At 61.9% G+C, this 19,537-nt stretch carries 18 protein-coding genes; 12 read left to right on the top strand and 6 right to left on the bottom strand.

Translation table 11 applies throughout. From position 1 onward, the window contains the following. Nucleotides 1-633 precede the first annotated feature (633 nt). From M3P27_10255 to M3P27_10235, 5 genes are all read left to right on the top strand, one after another. The gene (locus tag M3P27_10255) at nucleotides 634-1,605 is read left to right on the top strand and encodes a hypothetical protein (protein MDP9268687.1); all 972 of its coding nucleotides are present in this window, start codon (nucleotides 634-636) and stop codon (nucleotides 1,603-1,605) included. Nucleotides 1,606-1,743: 138 nt separating this feature from the next. Then, nucleotides 1,744-2,397, top strand: coding sequence for a hypothetical protein (locus tag M3P27_10250; protein ID MDP9268686.1), 654 nt, complete (start codon nucleotides 1,744-1,746; stop codon nucleotides 2,395-2,397). After that, nucleotides 2,397-3,089, top strand: coding sequence for a hypothetical protein (locus tag M3P27_10245; protein ID MDP9268685.1), 693 nt, complete (start codon nucleotides 2,397-2,399; stop codon nucleotides 3,087-3,089). Before M3P27_10250 ends, M3P27_10245 begins: the two co-directional genes overlap by 1 nt. Nucleotides 3,090-3,146: 57 nt before the next feature. Then, on the top strand, nucleotides 3,147-4,052 hold the full coding sequence (locus M3P27_10240) for a HEPN domain-containing protein (GenBank protein MDP9268684.1): 906 nt from the start codon (nucleotides 3,147-3,149) through the stop codon (nucleotides 4,050-4,052). A gap of 260 nt (nucleotides 4,053-4,312) precedes the next feature. After that, nucleotides 4,313-5,446 (top strand): deoxyguanosinetriphosphate triphosphohydrolase, encoded by a 1,134-nt coding sequence (locus M3P27_10235; protein ID MDP9268683.1) that lies wholly within the window; start codon nucleotides 4,313-4,315, stop codon nucleotides 5,444-5,446. 20 nt (nucleotides 5,447-5,466) lie between these two features. Here the strand turns inward: M3P27_10235 and M3P27_10230 are convergent, their stop codons facing one another. The 5 genes from M3P27_10230 to M3P27_10210 all read right to left on the bottom strand — a co-directional run bounded on the left by M3P27_10230 (nucleotide 5,467) and on the right by M3P27_10210 (nucleotide 9,331). Beyond that, nucleotides 5,467-5,904, bottom strand: coding sequence for a hypothetical protein (locus tag M3P27_10230; GenBank protein MDP9268682.1), 438 nt, complete (start codon nucleotides 5,902-5,904; stop codon nucleotides 5,467-5,469). Between the two features lie 50 nt (nucleotides 5,905-5,954). Continuing rightward, nucleotides 5,955-7,070 (bottom strand): PQQ-dependent sugar dehydrogenase, encoded by a 1,116-nt coding sequence (locus tag M3P27_10225; protein MDP9268681.1) that lies wholly within the window; start codon nucleotides 7,068-7,070, stop codon nucleotides 5,955-5,957. Between the two features lie 153 nt (nucleotides 7,071-7,223). Next, nucleotides 7,224-8,657 (bottom strand): M20/M25/M40 family metallo-hydrolase, encoded by a 1,434-nt coding sequence (locus M3P27_10220; GenBank protein MDP9268680.1) that lies wholly within the window; start codon nucleotides 8,655-8,657, stop codon nucleotides 7,224-7,226. 98 nt (nucleotides 8,658-8,755) lie between these two features. Continuing rightward, nucleotides 8,756-8,992, bottom strand: coding sequence for a hypothetical protein (locus M3P27_10215; protein MDP9268679.1), 237 nt, complete (start codon nucleotides 8,990-8,992; stop codon nucleotides 8,756-8,758). 93 nt (nucleotides 8,993-9,085) lie between these two features. Then, on the bottom strand, nucleotides 9,086-9,331 hold the full coding sequence (locus M3P27_10210; GenBank protein ID MDP9268678.1) for a hypothetical protein: 246 nt from the start codon (nucleotides 9,329-9,331) through the stop codon (nucleotides 9,086-9,088). Between the two features lie 310 nt (nucleotides 9,332-9,641). Here M3P27_10210 and M3P27_10205 point away from each other — a divergent pair, with 310 nt between their 5' ends. The 4 genes from M3P27_10205 to M3P27_10190 all read left to right on the top strand — a co-directional run bounded on the left by M3P27_10205 (nucleotide 9,642) and on the right by M3P27_10190 (nucleotide 14,298). Beyond that, nucleotides 9,642-10,148 (top strand): methylated-DNA--[protein]-cysteine S-methyltransferase, encoded by a 507-nt coding sequence (locus tag M3P27_10205; GenBank protein MDP9268677.1) that lies wholly within the window; start codon nucleotides 9,642-9,644, stop codon nucleotides 10,146-10,148. Between the two features lie 129 nt (nucleotides 10,149-10,277). After that, nucleotides 10,278-11,717 carry a peptidase MA family metallohydrolase gene (locus M3P27_10200; protein ID MDP9268676.1) on the top strand — a complete coding sequence of 480 codons (1,440 nt, stop codon included), beginning with the start codon at nucleotides 10,278-10,280 and terminating at the stop codon, nucleotides 11,715-11,717. Nucleotides 11,718-11,784: 67 nt separating this feature from the next. After that, nucleotides 11,785-12,576 (top strand): SpoIIE family protein phosphatase, encoded by a 792-nt coding sequence (locus M3P27_10195; GenBank protein ID MDP9268675.1) that lies wholly within the window; start codon nucleotides 11,785-11,787, stop codon nucleotides 12,574-12,576. A gap of 105 nt (nucleotides 12,577-12,681) precedes the next feature. Further along, nucleotides 12,682-14,298 carry an AsmA family protein gene (locus M3P27_10190; protein ID MDP9268674.1) on the top strand — a complete coding sequence of 539 codons (1,617 nt, stop codon included), beginning with the start codon at nucleotides 12,682-12,684 and terminating at the stop codon, nucleotides 14,296-14,298. On the opposite strand, the gene M3P27_10185 is transcribed toward M3P27_10190, so the two are convergent. Continuing rightward, on the bottom strand, nucleotides 14,299-16,110 hold the full coding sequence (locus tag M3P27_10185; GenBank protein ID MDP9268673.1) for a hypothetical protein: 1,812 nt from the start codon (nucleotides 16,108-16,110) through the stop codon (nucleotides 14,299-14,301). 157 nt (nucleotides 16,111-16,267) lie between these two features. Here M3P27_10185 and M3P27_10180 point away from each other — a divergent pair, with 157 nt between their 5' ends. From M3P27_10180 to M3P27_10170, 3 genes are all read left to right on the top strand, one after another. Beyond that, entirely contained in the window at nucleotides 16,268-17,398 is a 1,131-nt protein-coding gene (locus M3P27_10180; protein MDP9268672.1) for a peptidylprolyl isomerase, read from the top strand. A gap of 133 nt (nucleotides 17,399-17,531) precedes the next feature. After that, complete coding sequence (locus tag M3P27_10175; protein ID MDP9268671.1) at nucleotides 17,532-18,620, top strand: HD domain-containing protein; 1,089 nt, start codon at nucleotides 17,532-17,534, stop codon at nucleotides 18,618-18,620. A gap of 159 nt (nucleotides 18,621-18,779) precedes the next feature. Then, entirely contained in the window at nucleotides 18,780-19,508 is a 729-nt protein-coding gene (locus M3P27_10170; GenBank protein ID MDP9268670.1) for a hypothetical protein, read from the top strand. The last annotated feature ends 29 nt before the right edge of the window (nucleotides 19,509-19,537 follow it).

Below are 19,537 nucleotides of genomic sequence, written 5' to 3'. Positions count from 1 at the left end.
GTGTGGAGGCGGGCGGCCTCGCCCGCCAATCCAGCGTCGAGCAAGATTGCCGACTCAAATTGTCAAAGAACAGCCGGGCGCCGAGCTTGCTCGGGCGCCCGCTTACTCCGCTTGCTTCGTTGTGGGTGCCGCCGGTTTTGGAAGGCGGCATCGGGATAACCCCCTCCCCCCGGGTCGGAGGGAGGCTTCCTGAATGGATTCAACGTTTTACGGATTGGGTAACCCAATGGCGGATTGGGTTACCCAATGCGTCCGTTCGGGGCCGTTGGTGGCGCGATTTGGCATGGCGAACATATGGTGAACGCATCGTAGTCCGATTGGATTCTGGTTGTCAATGACAAAGATTTTCGTATTTCTGGAAGATATTATTAGAAGATTTGCACTGATATTCAGTTGCTTGCCTGAATTCTAGTGTATCCTTGTGGGCGAATATAAAGCGAACAACAACTCGGAGCCTGAGGAGGGGGTAAACAGATAGCTTCCTAAGGGGAATCCCTCTCATCGTGCAGCAGGACGTGTGGTCTAATCTAAGAAAAGTTCGTTCTGTCGCGCTAGCTCGAGACCGCCCTCGTTTCGCTGGTACGCCACAGGACAATGGCAACGTCACCAATTGCGCCAAGAGAGGGATTGCCCGTGGCAAAGATTCTCTCCGACAAAGATGTCCGGAAACTCCTAGGCACAGTGATTCTGGATGCTGACGAGAAAAGACTCAACCCTAACGGAATTGAAATCCGCCTGGGGAAGGCTGTCCTCTTCCATTCCACCGACGAAGAAAAAGAACTTGGTCCAGATATGTTCCTAAGAGTCGCGCCCGGCGAAACGGTGACAATCTCTAGCTACGAAGATTTCCGTTTCACAAAGGAAGCTATCGGGAGAGTCTTTCCTGGCTGCGACATGATGGCGCTGATCACCCCGACAACCACCATGATGCGTGAGGGAATCTTGCAGTCCGCGACAAAGGTGGATTCCGGTTGGGATGGAACACTCAATTGGGGACTCAGGAACAGTTCCATCAGAGACTTCGTGCTTGGTTACGGAGAACCAATCTTCAAGCTCACTTTCTTCTTGCTTGAGGGAGATGAGATTCCCGACATCCCCTACGGCCAGCGGGCGAATGACCGGTATCAGAATACGAAGGGCATCGCGCGATCAACGAGAACGATCCCTGCCAATATCCCGAAGGGAAAGCTTGTTGCGTCGTCCGTTGAGAAGCTAGATCCAAAAAAGCAATTGAGAGAGGCGGGTTACCCTTTTAATCACATTAGTAGTGAGCTGACCGAGCTTCACGGTAAGTTCGAAATAGTTTCCAACGACGTGATGCTCTTGAAGGATACGATCGCTGACGAAGCTAGGAAACTGTCAGGGAAAGTGGATGACTCTCAGCGCAATGTTCTCGATAAGGTAGAAAGCCTCTTTGATCGTAAATTCATGGGGGCTATTGGACGCATCATCGCCGCTGGGTCAGTGATGTTTGGGGCGGCTGTGTGGCTCCAGGGGCAGGGGCTCAGCTACCGTTCGATAGGCGCGATTGGCATCATTGCCGGGATAGCGCTGTGGATGTTCATGCAGTTCTTCGTCGGGAAGAAGAAGGCGTCACCGGCCTAGCCTTGTCGACGAATCTTTCCGGTCGGTTCCATACGGTCGCTCCGCAGCCCGGGGCAACTCCTAGCTCTGGTAGTCTTTCCCACTTGGCAAGGCCCTTTGGAACGCCGCAGAAACAGGGAGTGAGGTCGCATCGAGCCCGTGGACATGCTCATTATGGACTTGATGGCCGCTGTTGTCTCTCAGGTTGTTCAAAGGGGCGGCTACGTTACTAAGACAAAGCTACTCAAGCTTCTCTACTTGTTCGACCTTGAGTATTACCGCGTTCATAGGCAGACCTTCACCGGATTCAATTGGAAGTTCTTTCATCTCGGCCCTTGGGCTCGGGAGTTCGATCCCCTTGTTGACGATTTGGTTGTGAACGACATCCTCCTGGAAGGCAAAAGCGCGAATCAGGAGCACGATACGACATTCTATCGGACAGCAGAGCCGAGAGACGCAACCAGGCTTTTCGCAAGGCCTTCAGATGAGCTGCTGCTGCGAGGCGTTCTAAGTACCTGGGCGGACGCCCCAACCAGCGAGATCCTCGATCACGTCTACTTCCACACAGAACCGATGCTGCGCGGCGTCAGGAATGAGCCTTTGGACTTTAGCTGCATAAGCGTCGACGCGCCAGAGAAGTATCAACGTCCACCGTCAAGCGTAACGGAGCAGGAACTGAAGCGCCGCCGTCTCGAATTCCAATCGAAACTTGCGCGTCATAAGCGTGATTCGGTGGATTTTCATTTCACGCCTCCACGTTATGACGAGGAGTTTCAGAAGGCATTAGAGAAGATTGAGGACGCAGACCGCTGATGTTCATTGACGAGTGGTTTGGCAAGGACTTCTACTCGCAACTTCCCCTCGGACATCACAACCCAAACAACTTCGTATTTGGGCAATTCTTCAAGACGCACGCCTACTATCCGCACGAGAATCTGGATTTGTGGCGTCCTGTCCCGGAGGCCAACGAACCCACGAAAACCATCGCCTCGAAATTTCAGCAGAGTCGTGCTGGTAAGGACGCCTTTCGTCGCGGTACACCGCTGCAGGTTCCAAAGTTGGAAACCAACGAGGAGTTCATCGTCGTGCGCGCTAAGGTGCGACCCGTCATGCTAATCCAGCCCGAACTGGAGATCGGGTTTGACAATCGAGGCTATCGAGGACGGGTACATCGTCGGCGTTGTTTGGTCGCCCAGATTTTTGGCCTCGCCGACACGAAGACGGGACAAGCAGAGTTTTCGCCAGAGTTCGTACGACGGGTTCGCAAAGTGGAATATCCCCAGTTGTTGTTCCTGCCCAAGAAGGCCGGATTGCTGGATGTGGATAGCATCTTGAGGCTGGACGAACTTCAGTCGGTATTTACACCCCACCTCGAGTCATTGGCGTTCTCTGTCGGCGCGGAAGTGCAATCGATGTTGAAGGATCAGCTGGCATTCCTAATCACTGCGAAGGGCCCGAACACTTACACCGAGCTTCGCGAGGAAATCCTCGGCAGTCCCGACTAACGGGAGCTAAAGCAACATCATCCTTAAGGAGCGAAAACGTCGCGCGAGGGGGCGAGTTTGAATGAGGCCGGCGAACACGCGGCACCTTTAGTCGCGGTGCTCTTGCATGGATTTGCATGGGCGGGAGAAGCCCCGGAGGCCCCGATCGCTGCGGGCATCACACTCTGTCGCATGAGTGGAACACCCGTTGAATTCTGGTACCACAAACTCTGCGCTGAACAGGGAGTTGACGACGGCGACCCGTTCCAATATGAAGCGTTCCTGCTTTTGAAACCCAGGCACGACGACTACTACTTGAACTTTGGCGATCCGCTGTCTCGTGTTGATCGGCTGCTAAACCTAGTCACCGTAATCACGGGCGGACTTGTTGGCATGTCCAGGATTCTGGTTCTTGAAGATGGTTTTCGTTCCGTGCGGGAGACGCATGTCGTCTTCGCACTTTTTGGTCAGACTGAGTTTTTGCAGGGGAAATGGCCGGCGCTGACGGGAACCGTTTGCGGAGAGATTGCTGCGGCCTGGAAACTGACAGAAGAGTTGTGGGAGTCAGAGAAATCCCGAGGACGGATAGCGAACGCTCTCCTATTTTTCTACACAGCTTGGCGGTCTCATTACATTGAGCACATCTGTTTGAATCTCGCGGTGTGTCTCGAGATCTTGTTCGCCCCAAACTCACAATTTGAAACGGCGCACCAAATCGCATTCAATATTTCCCGCTTTGTGTCGGATCGCCCAGCGGAGCGGCAGTCTGCATTTAGACAAGTGAAGCGATTCTATGCCGTTCGTTCCGCCATCGTTCACGGGGGGATTCCTTCGGACGGGAAGGTCATCGATGCGACTGTGGAGATGTTTCCGGTCACGGTGACTATCCTCCGAAAATTGCTGCTGGATAGGGAGTGGGCCTTGAGGTTCAGTAGCGACGAAGAGCGACGAAAGCTTTTTGACGGCTATCTGTTTGGTGCTTGATGGCCCGCGCCCTTACGCTCGCCCATACTCTCGTCCAATTCCACGCCGGCGCAGCGACGACGAAGAAGGAGAAGCGGAAGCCGAGTAGCGTTAGGACGACGGGGCCTGCGGCAGCGGGGAAGGGGAATCTGTTTCTTCTTTACGCGGGTCTGAAGGCCCGCTCTTCCACCGGTAACTCGGCGTGCTCGGCGTACTCGGCGTACTCGGCGGTGAGATGCTACCCACTAGCCACTGTTTTCCCGGGTCGCTACACTGATTCCATGCTGGCGCCCTACGCAGTGCGCGTTGAGGAGAGTCGCGGTCGCAGGTATCCGGAGCCGGCGCATCCCTACCGCAACGACTTCCAGCGCGATCGCGACCGCGTCATCCACTCGCGCGCCTTTCGCCGCCAGCAGAACAAGACGCAAGTCTTCACCCAGCGCTACTCCGACCACTTCCGCAATCGGCTCACGCACACGCTCGAGGTCTCGCAGATCTCGCGCACCATCGCCGCGCAACTCGGCTTGAACGTGGACCTGGTGGAGACGCTCGCGCTGGTGCATGACGTGGGCCATCCACCCTTCGGACACGCCGGCGAGAAAGCGCTCGATGCGGCCATGCGCGCGCACGGCGACAGCTTCGATCACAACCTGCACGCGCTGCGCATCGTGGAAGACTTCGAGCTGCGCTATGCGGATTTTCGCGGCCTGAACCTCACCTTCGAGGTGCGCGAAGGCATCGTGAAGCACTCGCGGGATTACGCGGTCAAAGACTTTCCGCAACTCGCCGAGTACATGCTCGACCAGCGTCCGCCGCTCGAGGCGCAGCTCATCGACCTGACCGACGAGATCGGCTACAACACCGCCGACCTCGACGACGCTTACGAAGCCCGCCTGCTCACCGTCGAGCAGATCCGCGCGGGCGTGCCGCTGTTCGAAGCGTTCTATCGCCAGCAGGAGCGCCAGCATCCGCAAGTGCTGGAGAAGCTGAAGTTCAACGAGACGGTGAAGCGCGTCTTCGACCTGATGGTGACCGACCTGATCGAGAACACGCGCAAGCGCGCGCAGGATGCGGGCGCGAAGTCGCTCGCGGATATCCGGAAACACCCGGAACGGCTGGCCGCGTTCAGTTCAGAGGTAGAGGCGGCGCGGCGGCAGTCGAAGCAGTTCCTCTACGACCACGTCTACGATTCGGCGGCGCTGCGTCCGGAAAAAGACCGCGCCGAGCGCGTGATCACCGAGCTGTTCGAGCACTTCATCGCGCATCCGGATGCGCTGCCCGCCAGCTACCAGGAGCGCGCGCGCGATTCCTCGCTGCCGCGCGTGGTGTGCGATTACGTTGCCGGGATGACCGACAACTACATCTTCGAGCAGCATACGAAGATGATGGGCGGCAAGCGGACTTCGGGCCGCTGACGGCTCATCCGCTCAGCCGCTCAGCCCCCGGCGGAATCGCTCTCCCGATAGAGCCACGCACCGAAGATGGTCGATGCCAGCATGATGAGGAGTTGCTGCGCGGCGAACTTGAGCATGAGTCCAAGGGTGAAGATGCCCATGAACGCCTCTCCCACGTGCGGCATCAGGTCGCCGATGATCCAGAGCGCAAGCGCCACGCGCGCCGCCGTCCGCGGACCGGGTCCGAAGCGTGGACGTACCGCCGCATAGAGGAAGATCGCGATGAGGCCGATCACGAACCCCCAGGAGATGAAGAACGTGTAACCCGCCGCGCTCGGCTGCGTGTGCCGGATGGCGCTCAGTTCCACGTCGTACTGATTGCCAATGAAGAGCGGTGACAGCGCGAACTCGAAGATGTCGTAGAGCAGGCCGGCGGCGAGTCCGCCGCCGAGCACGCGCTTGTAGTTGATGGCTGCCACCTTGCCTCCATGCCCCCGTGGGTGTGGGGATGCGGAGAGGATTGTAGCGCTTACCGAGTGAACGTCACGCGGTAGACGTGGCCGCTGGCATCGTCGGAGATGAAGAGCGAGCCGTCGGCGCCGAAGAGCACGCCGACGGGACGTCCCATCCACTTGCCTTTGCGCGTCTCGCCGGGCGCGATCCATCCGCTGGCAAAGTCGCGCGGCGGGCCGGCGGGCTCGCCGTGTGCGTCGAGTGGGATGCGAACGACTTTGTATCCGGTGGGAACGGCGCGATTCCACGAGCCGTGGAACGCGACGTAGAGGCTGTTCTGGTATTCCGGCGGAAACATCGGGCCCACCCCAAAGGCGAGTCCGAGCGGCGCGGAGTGGGCCTGCATCTTGATCTTCGGCGCGACGGTCGCCGGGCAATGCTCCGCCGCGTTGCGATCGAACTTTGTGTTGGGCACCTTGTCGCCGTAACAGAAGGGCCACCCGTAGTTGCCGCCCGCACGCAGCTCGTTGACTTCTTCCGGCGGCAGGTCGTCGCCCAGCCAATCGGTGCCGTTGTCAGTCGCCCAGATGGTGTTCGTCTTGGGATTGACGGCGAGGCCGACGGAATTGCGCAGGCCGCGCGCGAAGATGCGCATGCTCGAGCCATCTTGGTTGAACTCCATCACCGCGGCGCGCCGCGGATCGCTCTCGCGGCACACGTTGCAGCTCGAACCGGCGGAGACGTAGAGCTTGCCGCCGTGGAACAGGACGGTGCGGGTCATGTGTCCGCCGCCGGAGGCGGGCAGATCAGCGACCTGCTGCGGATTCGTCGCGCGCACGTTCTTCTCGTCCCAATCGTAAGCGGCGAGGCGATTGGTCTCGGCGACGTAGAGCTTGCCGTTGTGGAAGGTGATGCCGTGCGGTCCGCTGAGATCGCTGAGCACGGTGACGACGCGCTGCGCGCTGCCACTTTGTGCGCCGGGAAGGGCGAGGACTTTGCCTTCGTCCACGCAGGTGGCGAGCAGGGTGCCGCCGGGACTCCACGCCATGAAGCGCGGACCGCAGCTACCGGTGTCTGCGACGATGGCGATGTGGAAGCCGGCGGGAACGTGCAGCTTGGTAACATCTACTTGCTGGCCGACGGAGCGGCATCCGGCGAGCGCGATGAGGAGGAATAGGGCGAAACGGCGCATAGTTTTTCAACCAAAGCTGCCGCGCCGGCCGGTCGCCGGCGCCTACGCATAGATTCTACGATGCGGGAGAAGCAGAGACACTATTCCCCAAAGGAAAGTTCGATGCGGCCAGCGGCAGGGCCGGATGTAACGCGGGAGGGAGGATTCTGGCGGCTATTTCGCGCCGGCGACGGTCGCGACCACATCGAAGAGCACGCGGTATCCCTTGCGGATCTGTTCCACGCGGATGCGCTCGTTGTCCCCGTGTTCGCTCGCCGTCTCTTCTGCGGTGTTCTGGTAGGGCGAGAATCCGTAGCTCACCATGCCGAGTTCCCGATAACGCTGGTTCTCGGTGTATCCGTTATTGAGGCGGGGCAGCACCGGGACACCGGGAAAGTAGCGGCCGGCGACCTGCTCGATGGCGCGGAAGAGCTGGTTGTCGGTCGAGGACATGTTCGCCTCGCGGAAGGTCATGGGCTCGGGCTCGACCGTGACCTCGGGATCGGCGACCACTTTGCGGATGGCGGCGAGGAACTCCACCGGCTTGTCCCCGGGCAGCAGTCGCACGTCGAGATGCGCAGTGGCGACGCTGGGGATCACGTTGGTCTGGCCGGAGCCTTCGAGCTGGGTGAGCGAGATGGTAGCGCGGAACATATACGCCAGGCCCTCCTGGCGCTCGAGCCAAGCCCGGAACTTCGCGTCTTTCATCGCCTTGGTGACGTCGCGGAACTTGGCGGTCATCTCCGGCGGCTGCTGGTCGGCGACGCGACGCATAAACTCGGCGACCACGGGAAGCACCTTCATCTCGGTATGCCACGCGAGCACGCGGTCGAGCGCGCGCACCAGCCGATTGGGGGCGGAGTTCTCGATGGGCTTGGAACCGTGTCCGGGACGTCCGTGCGCGGTGACGACCAGCCAGTAGGGCGATTTCTCCGCCACGTCGAGACCGATGTACTTCACTTTTCCGTTCTCTTCCAGGTTCTCGCCACCCTCTGTGATGAGGAACTCGGCATGGCCAAGCAGCTCGGGCTTTTTCTGGATGACCCAGTCGGTGCCGATGCCATCCACTTCTTCGTCGGCAGTGGCAAGGAAGATGACGTCGCGGTCGAGCGCGAGCTTCTCGCGCTTGAGCATGACCAGCACGACGAGCTGCGCCAGTGCATCGCACTTCATGTCCTGCGCGCCACGTCCGTAGAGATAGCCATCGTCGATGGCGGCGGAGAATGGCGGATGCTTCCAGCGGCTGGCCACGCTCGAGACCACGTCCTCATGGTTCAACAACACCAGCGGACGCTGCTTGGCGGAGGAGGTGGCGGGGATGCGCGCCCACAGGTTGGCGCGGCCGGGAGCGATCTCGAAGACCCGGTTCTCGATGCCCTCGGCGTCGAATATCTGCTTGAAGAATGCCGCCGCGCGCGCTTCGTTGCCGGGAGGGTTGGTGGTATCGACCTTGAGATAAGCCTCCATCCAGCGCTGCGCGAGGTCGGAGTATGCAGCGAGTTTTTCGGGGGCGATGCGATCGGAGGGCTGGACTTTGACTTGGGCGAAGGCGACGCCCGTGGCGGCAAGCAGCAACATCAATGAGACGAGTAAGGCGCGCTTCAGCATGGTCAAGGACTGCGATTGTAAACGTAAGTTGGGAGATGGAAGGTTGTAAATGAAGACTGTGACTGGAAAGGGGCGCGGCGGCACCGGCTCCGAATCGATCAGGCGTTCATCGCTTCGGCGGGGAAAAACAGGTCGTGGTCGCGATTCAGGGGCTCGCTCAGCAGCAGCAGCCCGAACTCGACCCGGTCACCGCAGCGCCGGCACCGGGGCAGGGTGGTGCCGGAGGGGATGAAGACGCCATGCGGCAGGCGATGCGCGTGGTGATAGACGCGATACACCCCGGATTGTTCCAGGATCTGGCCGGGCTTGAAGCGTTCGGTAGGGACAACGTACATCGGGCCTCCGCTTGCGGTCGTGCTGCGCACGGTTTTTTGGAACGGGGAATTGTAACGCAATCGAAAACTTCGTGCGGGAGGAAGAGAAAAAAGTTAAGCGCTGCGGGCGTCGTCCTCGCGCCGGGAAAAATCGAAATCAGTGTTCAGGTCGGCGCCGGCCATGAGCAATCCGAACTCCGCGTCGCGACCGCAGCGGCGGCACACCGGCAGCCGCGAGCCGGCGTTCACGTAGACGTCATGCGGCAAGCGGTGCGCGCGATGGTAGACGCGATAGATCTCCGAGTGGGGAGCGAGGTCCCCAGCGCGCAGCCGACCAGAGGCATCAGAGAAGTTTCGCATGCGAGCACACGTACAGAGGCCAAGGCGGACTATGGCCCTAAATAGATGGATGCCGCCTGGCCCCGGGCGCGTTGCCCACAGAAAAAGCAACTCTGGTTCGCCCCTGCCCAAGCTTCCACCACGGTGTCGCAAGAACCGAAGTAATAACCCAACCGCCACCGTTCCCCAGGAAGCCCTTGGCAGAGATGCAAAGGGCTTTTCTTTTTTCACAGAAGTGGTAGATTGCCGCACACGTTTTTCCGGCAGAGTTTTTCGCGGCAGGGTTTTTCGCCGCGGCTTTTCGCGACGTTTTGCCAAGGGAGAAAGTTCGATGGCAGCGATGGAGGCGATTTTTTATTCGCGGATCACTTCCCCAGTCGGTCCGCTGATCGTTGGCGCCACGCGCCGCGGACTGTTCTGTCTGGAGTTCGATTCGCCGGGCGCGCTGCTCTATTGCACGCGCAACAACAGCAACCTGTGGCTGTTCTCGGAAGAGAAGACCGCGCCGTTCATTCGCGAACTGCGCGAATACTTCGAGGGCAAGCGCACGCGCTTCAGTTTCGCCCTCGATCTGCAAGGTACCGAGTTCCAGAAGCGCTGCTGGAAGGCGCTCACCCGCATCCCCTACGGTAAGACGACGACCTACTCTGCGATCGCGAAGCTGGTGGGACGTCCCAAGGCCTCGCGCGCGGTAGGCCAGGCGAACCACTCGAATCCGTTGGCCATCGTCGTACCCTGCCATCGCGTGCTCCAGGCGGATGGTTCGCTCGGCGGCTACGGTGGCGGACTCGAGAAGAAGGTCACGCTGCTGCGCCTGGAAGGCGCGCTCGCCAACTAACTGCCCGGCTCCGAGCGCCGAGGCGCTGGCTCGTCGTATCGCAGTGTCGTTGTGTTGTAGTGTCGTTGTATCGTTGTATCCGTGTCGCTATCTCTCCTCGAGGGCGCTTCGCGCTAGAATGCGCGAATCGTGTCTCTGCGGCCCATCTTGAGCGCCTCTCTGCTGCCGCTGTCGTCGATCTTGGCCGTGGTCTGCCTTTTCCCGGGATCATCCCTAAGCGCCGCCGACACCATCACACTGAAGAATGGGCGGACGATCGTTGCCGACCGCGTCCACGAGAAGGGCAACCAGGTGGAGTACGAGATCGGCGACAACACCTACGCCATCCTGAAGTCGTCGGTGGCAAGCGTCTCGGCGGGCGGCACGCCGGCGGTGAGCGCGCCGGCGACGCAAGTCCCGGAGGTTCCGGTCGCCGAACCGAGCGACCGCCTGCCCGACCTGACCAACAAAGTGGTGCGCGATGGTGCGGTGGACGCCGACGCGCTGGCGGCCATCGAGCAGCAGGGCGACACGCATCGGAGCGCTGCCGCTTACTACGCCGCGGGACGCTTCGAGCACATCCGCGGCAACGCCATCCGCGGCGCTGACTACATGAAGGAGGCGGCACGGCTCGATCCGGGCAGCTCGCTCATCCTCGAGCATTACGCCACCCTGCTGATGGCCTGCGGACGCCCCGCGGATGCGCTTACGTATGCCGAACAGGCCGTGCGCGTGACGCCGAAATCGGCCGACACGCAGAACGTGCTCGGCTACGCGCTCTACCAGAATGACCGCACGAAGGATGCGGTGGCAGCATGGAAACGGTCGCTCGAGTTGCGGCCGAACGAGAGGACCGAGGCCATGATGGCGCGCGCGGAGCGGGAGTTGGCGGCAGAACACGGCTACGACGAGCAGGCGAGCAGCCACTTCACCATGCGCTATGAAGGGACGCGAGCGCCGGCGGCGTTGCGCCGGGCCATCCTCGACGTGCTCGAACAGCACTACAACGATCTGGCGGCGCAGTTTGGCGAATCGCCGCACCAGAGCGTGGTCGTGATCCTCTACACCGACCAGGCATTCTTCGATGTGACCAACGCGCCTGCGTGGACGAGCGCGCTCAACGACGGCAAGCTGCGCATCCCGCTGCGCGGCATGAATGTGGTCTCCGCTGAGCTCTCGCGCGTGCTGCGTCACGAGCTGGCCCACTCGTTCATCAACTCGCTGAGCCGCGGACACGCGCCCGTGTGGCTGCACGAAGGCATGGCCATGCTGCTGGAGGGTCGCACGACGGGAAGCGACGGCCGCATCCTGGCGCGCGGCTTCGCCAGCGGAAATTTCATCCCGCTCAACGGCATGGAAGGGTCATTCACCACCTTCAGCGCCCCGGAGGCCCGCCTGGCCTACGCCGAATCGCTCGCCTTCGCGGAGCGGATCAACGACACCTATGGATTCAGCGACCTGGTCCGCATCCTGCAGCGCATCGCCGAGGGCTCATCCACCGAGGCGGCGCTCCGCGCCACCATCCACTCCGGATACTCCGACATGGAGGGCGAGATGGCCGGATACCTGAAGGGCAAGTACGGAGAATGAAGCCGGGCTTTGGCGATGGCGCCAAAGTGTGGTACTTTCCATCCCTCCCCAGCGTAACGCTCTCACTATGACTCCGTTCAAGGCAGCGGCACCGGCGAAGACGCTCGCGCAACCAGCGCGCGCGGACGTACCCCAACTCGCGAATTCGGCGGTGGCGGCTAAGTATCGTGCCGCCCGCGTGGGTGGCGATTTCTACGATTACGTGGCCGCGGGCCCCTCGCGCATGGCGTTCCTTATGCTCGACATCGCGGGCAGGCGCGATGAGGCATTGGATATAGCGGCGCACGTGCAGGAGCTCTTCCACCGGCGCGTTCCCGAGCTGTTTTCCGCCGAGGACATGAACGAGGCGGAGGCCACCACCGAGCTGCTGGTGAACCTGAACCACAAGATCATCGAAGCGGCGCACGGCGTGCGCTGCGCCGCGGCGTTCCTGGGCGTGTATGACGACTCGCTCGGCACCATGTTCTACATCAATGCCGGGCACACGCCCGCGCTGCTGCGCGATCCCGAAGGGATCACGCTGCTTTCGGCGCAGGGGCCGCCGCTCGGCCTGTTCTCGCACACCACCAATGACGCGCTGATGTCGGTGCTGCGTCCCGGATCGGCGCTGCTCATCGTCTCCAAGGGATTGGTGGAGGCGCGGGTGAGCTCGAATGAGTATGGCCTGGAGCGTGCCGAAAAAGTGCTCAGCGCTGCGACCGACATCACCGATGCGGGCGCGCTCTGCCAAACGGTGCTCGACGATGTAGGCGAGTTCCTGGCGAATTCCACCGGCGCCTTCCGGCTGCCGTTCACGCGTAAGGATTCGGCCGACAATCCACACAACGATCACACCGCGCTCGCGCTCGTCCGGCGCTAGAGGCTGAGCCCGGGCGCGATTGCTGCGCTCATCTCGCGGTGCTAGCATTCCCAGTTGCCGGTGCCGCGCGCGTGCGTAGCGCGGACGCGCTGCGAGGTCACTTCGATGAAGAACCGCAAGCTGCTGATCATTGCCGGCGTGGTTGTACTCGTCCTCATCGTGTTGCTGGCAGCAGTGCCCCTGTTCGTGAATGTGGACAGCTTCCGCCCCCAGCTCGAGGCGCAGCTCAAGAGCGCGCTGGGACGCGACGTGAAGGTCGCCAAGCTCTCCCTTTCCGCCTTCGCCGGCCACGTGACGGCGCAAGACGTGACCATCTCCGACGATCCCGCCTTCAGCAAACAACCCTTCATCACGGCAAAGTCGGTGGCGGTGGAGGCCAGCGTGATGAAGTTGCTGACTGGCGGCGGCCTGCAGGTCTCGAGCATCACGCTGCGCGAGCCTCAGGTCACGCTCATCCACGATCCCGGCGGGAAGTGGAACTTCTCCAGCTTGGGCGCGACCGCGGCGCCCGGCGCGAAGAGATCGAGCGCACCGAACGTGAGTGTGGGCGAGCTGAAGATCAAAGACGGCACCATCAACGTGGTGCGCCTGGGCGCGCGCAAGAAGATGGGCACCTACATCGACGTGAACGTGACGGCGAAGAACGTTTCGCTGACGTCGAAGATGTCGTTCACGGTCGCGGCCAAGACGCCGGGCAACGGTGAGATGAAAGTCGAGGGCACGGCCGGTCCGGTCGATCGCGGCGACGCCGCCAAGACGCCGCTCGACGCCAAGGTCGAACTGAAGCATGTGGACATCGCCGCCACCGGGTTCATCGATCCTTCGTCTGGACTGGCGGGCATCGTGGACTACACCGGCACGGTGAAGTCCGATGGCGAGAAGGCGCATAGCGAGGGCAAAGCCAACGTGAGCCGCTTGAAGGTGGTGCGCAGCGGCCAGCCGGCCCGGTCCCCGGTCTCAGTGGAGTACGCGACCGACCTCGATCTGGAGAAGCAGACCGGCGCGTTCACCAAGGGGGTGATCCACACCGGAAAGAGCGTTGCCCGGCTCGGTGGCACGTATGACCTCAAGCCCGATACGCCGACGGTGCGCCTGAAACTGACTGGGCAGAACCTGCCGGTCGGTGACGTGGAAGGCCTGCTGCCCGCGGTGGGCGTGGTGCTGCCGCCAGGCTCGTCGCTGCAGGGCGGGGTGGCGAACGCGAACCTCGATCTGCTCGGGCCGATCGATCGCCTGGTGACCACCGGCACGGTGAACGTGAACAACACACGGCTGGCGAACTTCAACATCGGATCGAGGATCAAATCCATGGTCGCGCCGCAGACCGGGGCGAACACCGACATCCAGCTGATGTCGTGCAAGCTGCGCGTGGCGCCGGATGGCATGCGCACCGACGAGCTCACACTCATCATGCCGGCGCTCGGCACCGCGACCGGCTCAGGCACCATCGCGGCAAACAACGCGCTCAACTACAAGCTCAACGTGAAGCTCTCCGCCAACAGCCCGCTCGCCGCCCTGGTGCAGCTGGGCAGCCTTACCCGCGGGGGCGGCACGCTGCCGCTGACCGTCACGGGCACCACGTCGAGTCCAGTGATCATTCCCGACATCGGCGGCTTGATCACCAACCCGTTCGGCTTCGGACAACAGGCGCAGCCCGGCCAGCAGGGACAAAGCGGCATCACCGGCGCGCTGGGTGGATTGTTCGGGAAGAAGAAGAAGTAACTACTTCTTCGTTGGTTTTTCGAACTCGGCCCCCGAGGCCACCACCTGTGGCGCCAGCTTCTTCGCGGTGACGAATATGGGCTCGATGTCCGTGGGGATGGCGGCGAGCTTGGCCAGCGCGCGCTCCAACTCCGGCCCCACCACCGCCTTCGATCCCAGCAGCGCCTTCGCGCCGGCGTAGTCGCCGGTGGCTTCGAGCGTGAGCAGGTCGTGGTCGAGATCGCGGAAGGCAGACTTCACTTTCCCCCAGTCCAGCGCGAACGGCCCGTTTTTGCCGACAACGATCGCGCCTTTGCCGAGCAGGTAGTTGAACTGGATGGCCATGCCGCGCCCGTGAGAGTCTTTGGTGCCGAAGCGCAGCGTGCGGAACATCGAGGCAAAGTACGTGGTATAGAGCTGGCGCTCGCTGATAGTGATGGTCCCGGCCGGGATCTTCCCAGCGCTTTGCTGGTCGAGCAGATATTGCAGCGCGAAGAGTCCGGTGACGTCGGCCTTGGCCTCTTCGATGGTGCCGTAGACCTCTTTCATCTCGGCGCGCGGCGAAGTCTTGCGTCCGTTCACTTCGATCTGCTGCGGACCGAGGCCGTGCGTGAGCTCGTGCGCGAGGATGTGGGTGAAGAAAGCGTCGAAGCTCAAGTCTTTCTGCTCCGCCGGCGTGAGTACCTGCTTCGCGATGGGGATAAGGATGTGCTTGAACTTGGCTTCCTGCACGTTCTTGAGCATCACGCGCTTGGCCCCTTTTTCCGCGACCACGCGCTCATCGTTGGGCAGGTTGTAGGCGGCGGTCTGCACCCCGTGTGCCCCGTCACCGGAGGCGAAGACCTCGTTCACCACGCGGATGGGCGACATGGCGCCGAGCTTGGGATTGCGATACTTCGGCTCGATGGGCAGGTTGTTCTCGAGCTCCTGCAAGTGCTGCCCGAAGAAGCCGAGCTTCGCCGTCTCTTTCTCATCGCGCAGGTTGACGTAAGCTTCGTAACTCGCCTTGTAACCGAAGAGCTCGTCGTTGTAGGTCTCGTAGGGACCGATGGTGATATCGAGCGGCGCGTCGAGGTCCATCCAGGCAACGTCCGAGGCGTAGTAGTCGTTGGACTGGAAGGCGTCGGCCCGCGAGGTGAGGAACTTTTTCAGCGTGTCGTTCGAGGTCAGGCCGGCAGCCTCCCGCAGGAGCGCGGCAGCGCGGTCGAGGTCGGTTTTATATTCCTCGCCGAACGGCACGGCCTTCAGGTTGCGGTCGGGCGCGCGCCGGATCACGGCGAAGAAGCCGCGCGCCTCCTGCTGCTGTTTCGGCGCGAGCGTCTCCACCCACATCTCGAAATCCTGCTTGGTCATGTCTTCGGGATAGAAGTTCGCTCCCGCGGGCTTTTCCGCAGGGACATCCGGCAGGAAAGCCTTGCCCTGGTCGAGGTCCGACCACGGACCCTTGTTCAGCCAGAAGTAATGCAGGCGCGCGCGGCCGAGCGGCGTCTTGTCTTTCTGCAGACGCGCGAGAGTTGCGCGGTCACCGGACCACAGCTGGTCCATAAAAAGGTCGTTGAGGATGGCGGCGGCCTCGATCAGCTTGACCAGCGCCTGCTGGTCGCCGGCGGAGAGGTCCGCGGTCGAGACCACGAGCGGCGTAGGCGCAAAGCGCGCCGTCATCTTCTTGAGGTCGCTAAGCGAAGGCGTGCCCGGTGCCGATTTTGCCGCGGGCTTCGATCTGGCCGTTTTCTTGGAGGGCGCAGGCGGGGTCTGTGCCAGGCAGGCAGCGGCGAACAGGACCGTGAGCAGCAGGGTGGTCGGGGTACGGATGACGTCACGGAGGGAACGCATAGCGGTGGTCTCCATAAGGACTCTACGAGGCGCGGCAGCTAGGGCGCCAGCGCGACCGACCATCATAAATCGGGCTGGGGGCGTGTGGCGCGGGGGTGCCAGGCAGTAGTAAAATCGTGGCTACCGTCTCCTCTATCCCCGCATTTCTGAGAGTGTTATGAACCTGCGTTTTGCCCGCTATCTTGCTGCCGCGCTGCTGCTGGGCGCCTTCACGCTGCATGCCGACACGGTGCTGGAAGAGATCGTGGCGCGCATCAACAACGATGTGATCACACGCTCCGACCTGGAGCGCGAACGCCAGCAGCTGCGCGAAGAGATCAAGCAAGCCAAGGCTCCGAACCCCGACGCAGTCTTCGCCGAGAGGGATAGGGAGACGCTCAAGGAGAAGATCGACCAGCTGCTGCTCATCCAGCGCGGACGCGATATGGGCATGAACGCGGACGCGGAGGTGATCAAGCGTCTCGACGAGCTGCGCAAGAACGCCGGACTCTCTACCCTGGAAGACCTGGAAAAAGCCGCCGAGCAGCAAGGCGTGAACTACGAAGACTGGAAGCTGAACATGCGCAACCAGATCATCACGCGCAAGGTGATCCAGGCCGAGGTGGGCCAGCATCTGCAGATGACGAAGGAAGATGCGGAGAGGTTTTACGAGGCGCACAAGGCCGAGTTCACCCAGCCGGAGCAGGTGAAGCTGGGCGAGATCCTGATCGCCACCGAGCGTCCGGGGCCGGACAGCACGCCGGAAAAGCCGACCGCGGTCGCGATGTCCGAGGCCGAGATCGCGCAGCAAAAAGCGAAAGCCGAGCAGGCGCTCGCCGAGATCCGCGGCGGCAAGTCCTTTGCAGAGGTTGCCAAGCAGGTGTCCAACGGGCCGACGGCCGCGCAGGGCGGCGATCTGGGATTGTTCAAGCGTGGCGTGCTCGCCAAGGAACTGGAGCAGAAGACCTTCGACCAGATGAAGGCGGGCGAAGTGTCAGACATCATCCGCACCAAGCAAGGATTTGTGATCCTGAAGGTGACCGACCACCAGCAGCCGGGCGTGGCGCCGTTCAAAGAGCTGCAGCCGCAGATAGAAGAAGGTTTGTACTACGAGAAGCTACAGCCCGCGCTGCGCGCGTATCTCACCAAGCTGCGCGAAGACAGCTTCATCGACATCAAGCAGGGCTACGTCGACACCGGCGCCAGCCCCAACCAGACCAAGCCCATATTCACCGCCGCGGTGCGCCCCGACGAGAAGCAGAAAAAAGAGAAGCGCAAGTTCTATTGCATGTGGCTGTGCAAGAGCTGACCTGGCCTTGATCCCCGGCCCCCGGCCCGCGGTTGCGGCCGTCCCCCCCCAGCGGCGCCGGGTCGCAGTCCAGGTTGCGAGCACGCCGCAAAGTAGACTACAAATAGCCACCCCGGGCCCGAGACCCCCTGCGATGAAAGACTTCTACGTCCGCGATGCCGCGCAGCAAGAGAACAAGGTCATCACCTCGAACTTCGTGGTCGCGACCAAGCAGATCAAGCCTAAAAAAACGGGCGAGCTCTACCTCTGGCTCACGCTCGCCGACAAGAGCGGCCACATCGAAGCGCGCATGTGGGACAACGTCGCCGACGTGCTCTATGGCTTCGAGCAGAATGACTTCGTCAAGGTCAAAGGGCTGATCAACAAGTACAACGGACGCTTCCAACTCACCATCCACAAGCTGCGCAAGATGGATGAAGGCGAGGTCGAATTCGGCGACTACCTGCCCAAGACCACGAAAGACGTGGAACAGCTCTGGCAGCAGCTGGGCGAGTTTGTCGCCAGCTTCCAGAACCCACACCTCAAGGCGCTGCTCGAGGCCTTCATGGCCGACCCGGAGGTCGCCGCGGCTTACAAGTGCGCGCCCGCAGCCAAGACGCTGCATCACGCCTTCATCGGCGGACTGCTCGACCACGTGGTGTCGCTGGCGACCAGTTGCGACTTGATGTGCCGGAACTATCCGCAGATCGATCGCGACCTGCTGCTTACCGGAGCCTTCCTGCACGATATCGGGAAGATCCACGAGCTCAGCTATCAGCGCGCGTTCAGCTACACCACGCGTGGCCAGCTGCTCGGCCACATGATCATCGAACTGGAGATGCTGCAGGCAAAGATCGACGAAGTGAACAAGAAGGCCGCGGAGGCCGGTGCGCAGCTCGCGACGCCCTTCCCCGCGGGATTGAAAACGCTGGTGGAGCATTTGATCATCAGCCATCACGGGCAGTACGATTTTGGCTCGCCCAAGTTGCCCATGTTCCCCGAGGCGCTGATGCTGCACTACCTCGATGACCTGGATTCGAAGATGGAATCCATGCGCGCGCATTTCGAGCGCGAAGCCGAGGGGGAGGGGGAATGGACGACGTACAACGGGTCGCTCGCGCGCCCGCTGTTGAACACGAAGAAATTCCTTGCGGGGAAGAAGCCGGCGGCCGTGGCGGAGAGTGAGCCGGAGGAGCCCAAAGCGGCCGCGGCGGCTTCGAGCGACGTGGAACCGGGCCCGTGACCGTCGTGCGACCGGGTGAGCACGGAGCGAGCGCCGGATCGCGCGAGCGGAGCGCGAGGGCGTAGCAGCGCTGCTGCGAGCCGTCGAAGTAAAGCCGTCCTTTGCCCAGGGAAATCGCATCTGTTATGGTGCTGCACGGATTTCGACGGAGGAGGCTTTATGCGACTGCAACGTTTGTCGGCATTCGTCCTGGGACTCATCCTATTCGCAGCCCTGCTCGGCTGCGGCAGCAAGCCGCCGGCCGAAGAAAGTGCGCAGCCCACACCCGCGCCGTCACCAGGAACTACTACCTCCGAGGGCACCAACGCTGCCGGGACTACGACCTCCAGCGGGACCAAAGCTCCCAGCATGACGGAGAAGCTGCAGAGCCTCACCAAGCGAAGCACCACGGTGCCCCAAGGCACGGTGCTGCACGTGCGGCTGAACGAGACGCTCAGCTCGAAGTCCAGCAGCCCCGGCCAAAGCTTCAGCGCGGTGGTGGATGAGCCAATCACGATCAGCGGCAAAGTCGCCATCCCCAAGGGCGCCGAGGCCACCGGTACGGTGGTGGACGCGAAGGCGCTGGGAAAATTCAAAGGCGCCGCGCGGTTGCAGATCCGGCTGGAGTCGATCGGCTTTGGCGGGAACAGCTACCACATCGACAGCAGCTCGGTCGCACGCACGGCGAAGGGTAAAGGCAAGCGTACCGCGGTGATGGTGGGCGGCGGCGCCGGCTTGGGCGCGCTCATCGGCGGACTGGCGGGCGGTGGCAAGGGCGCTGGTATCGGAGCGCTGGTCGGCGCGGGCGCCGGTACCGGCGGCGCGTATTTCACCGGCAACAAAGATGTGGTGTTGCCCGCGGAGACCATGCTCGCCTTCCGGTTGCTGAAGCCGATCGAAGTGAAATAGCGAGTCTGCTTGATAGGATAGGCGCGGAC

This window comes from Acidobacteriota bacterium (assembly GCA_030774055.1).
In the GTDB taxonomy this organism is placed as follows: Bacteria; Acidobacteriota; Terriglobia; order Terriglobales; family Acidobacteriaceae; genus JACPNR01.
Note: the sequence above shows the minus strand (reverse complement) of the source record. Positions and strands in the feature narration are given on the sequence as shown.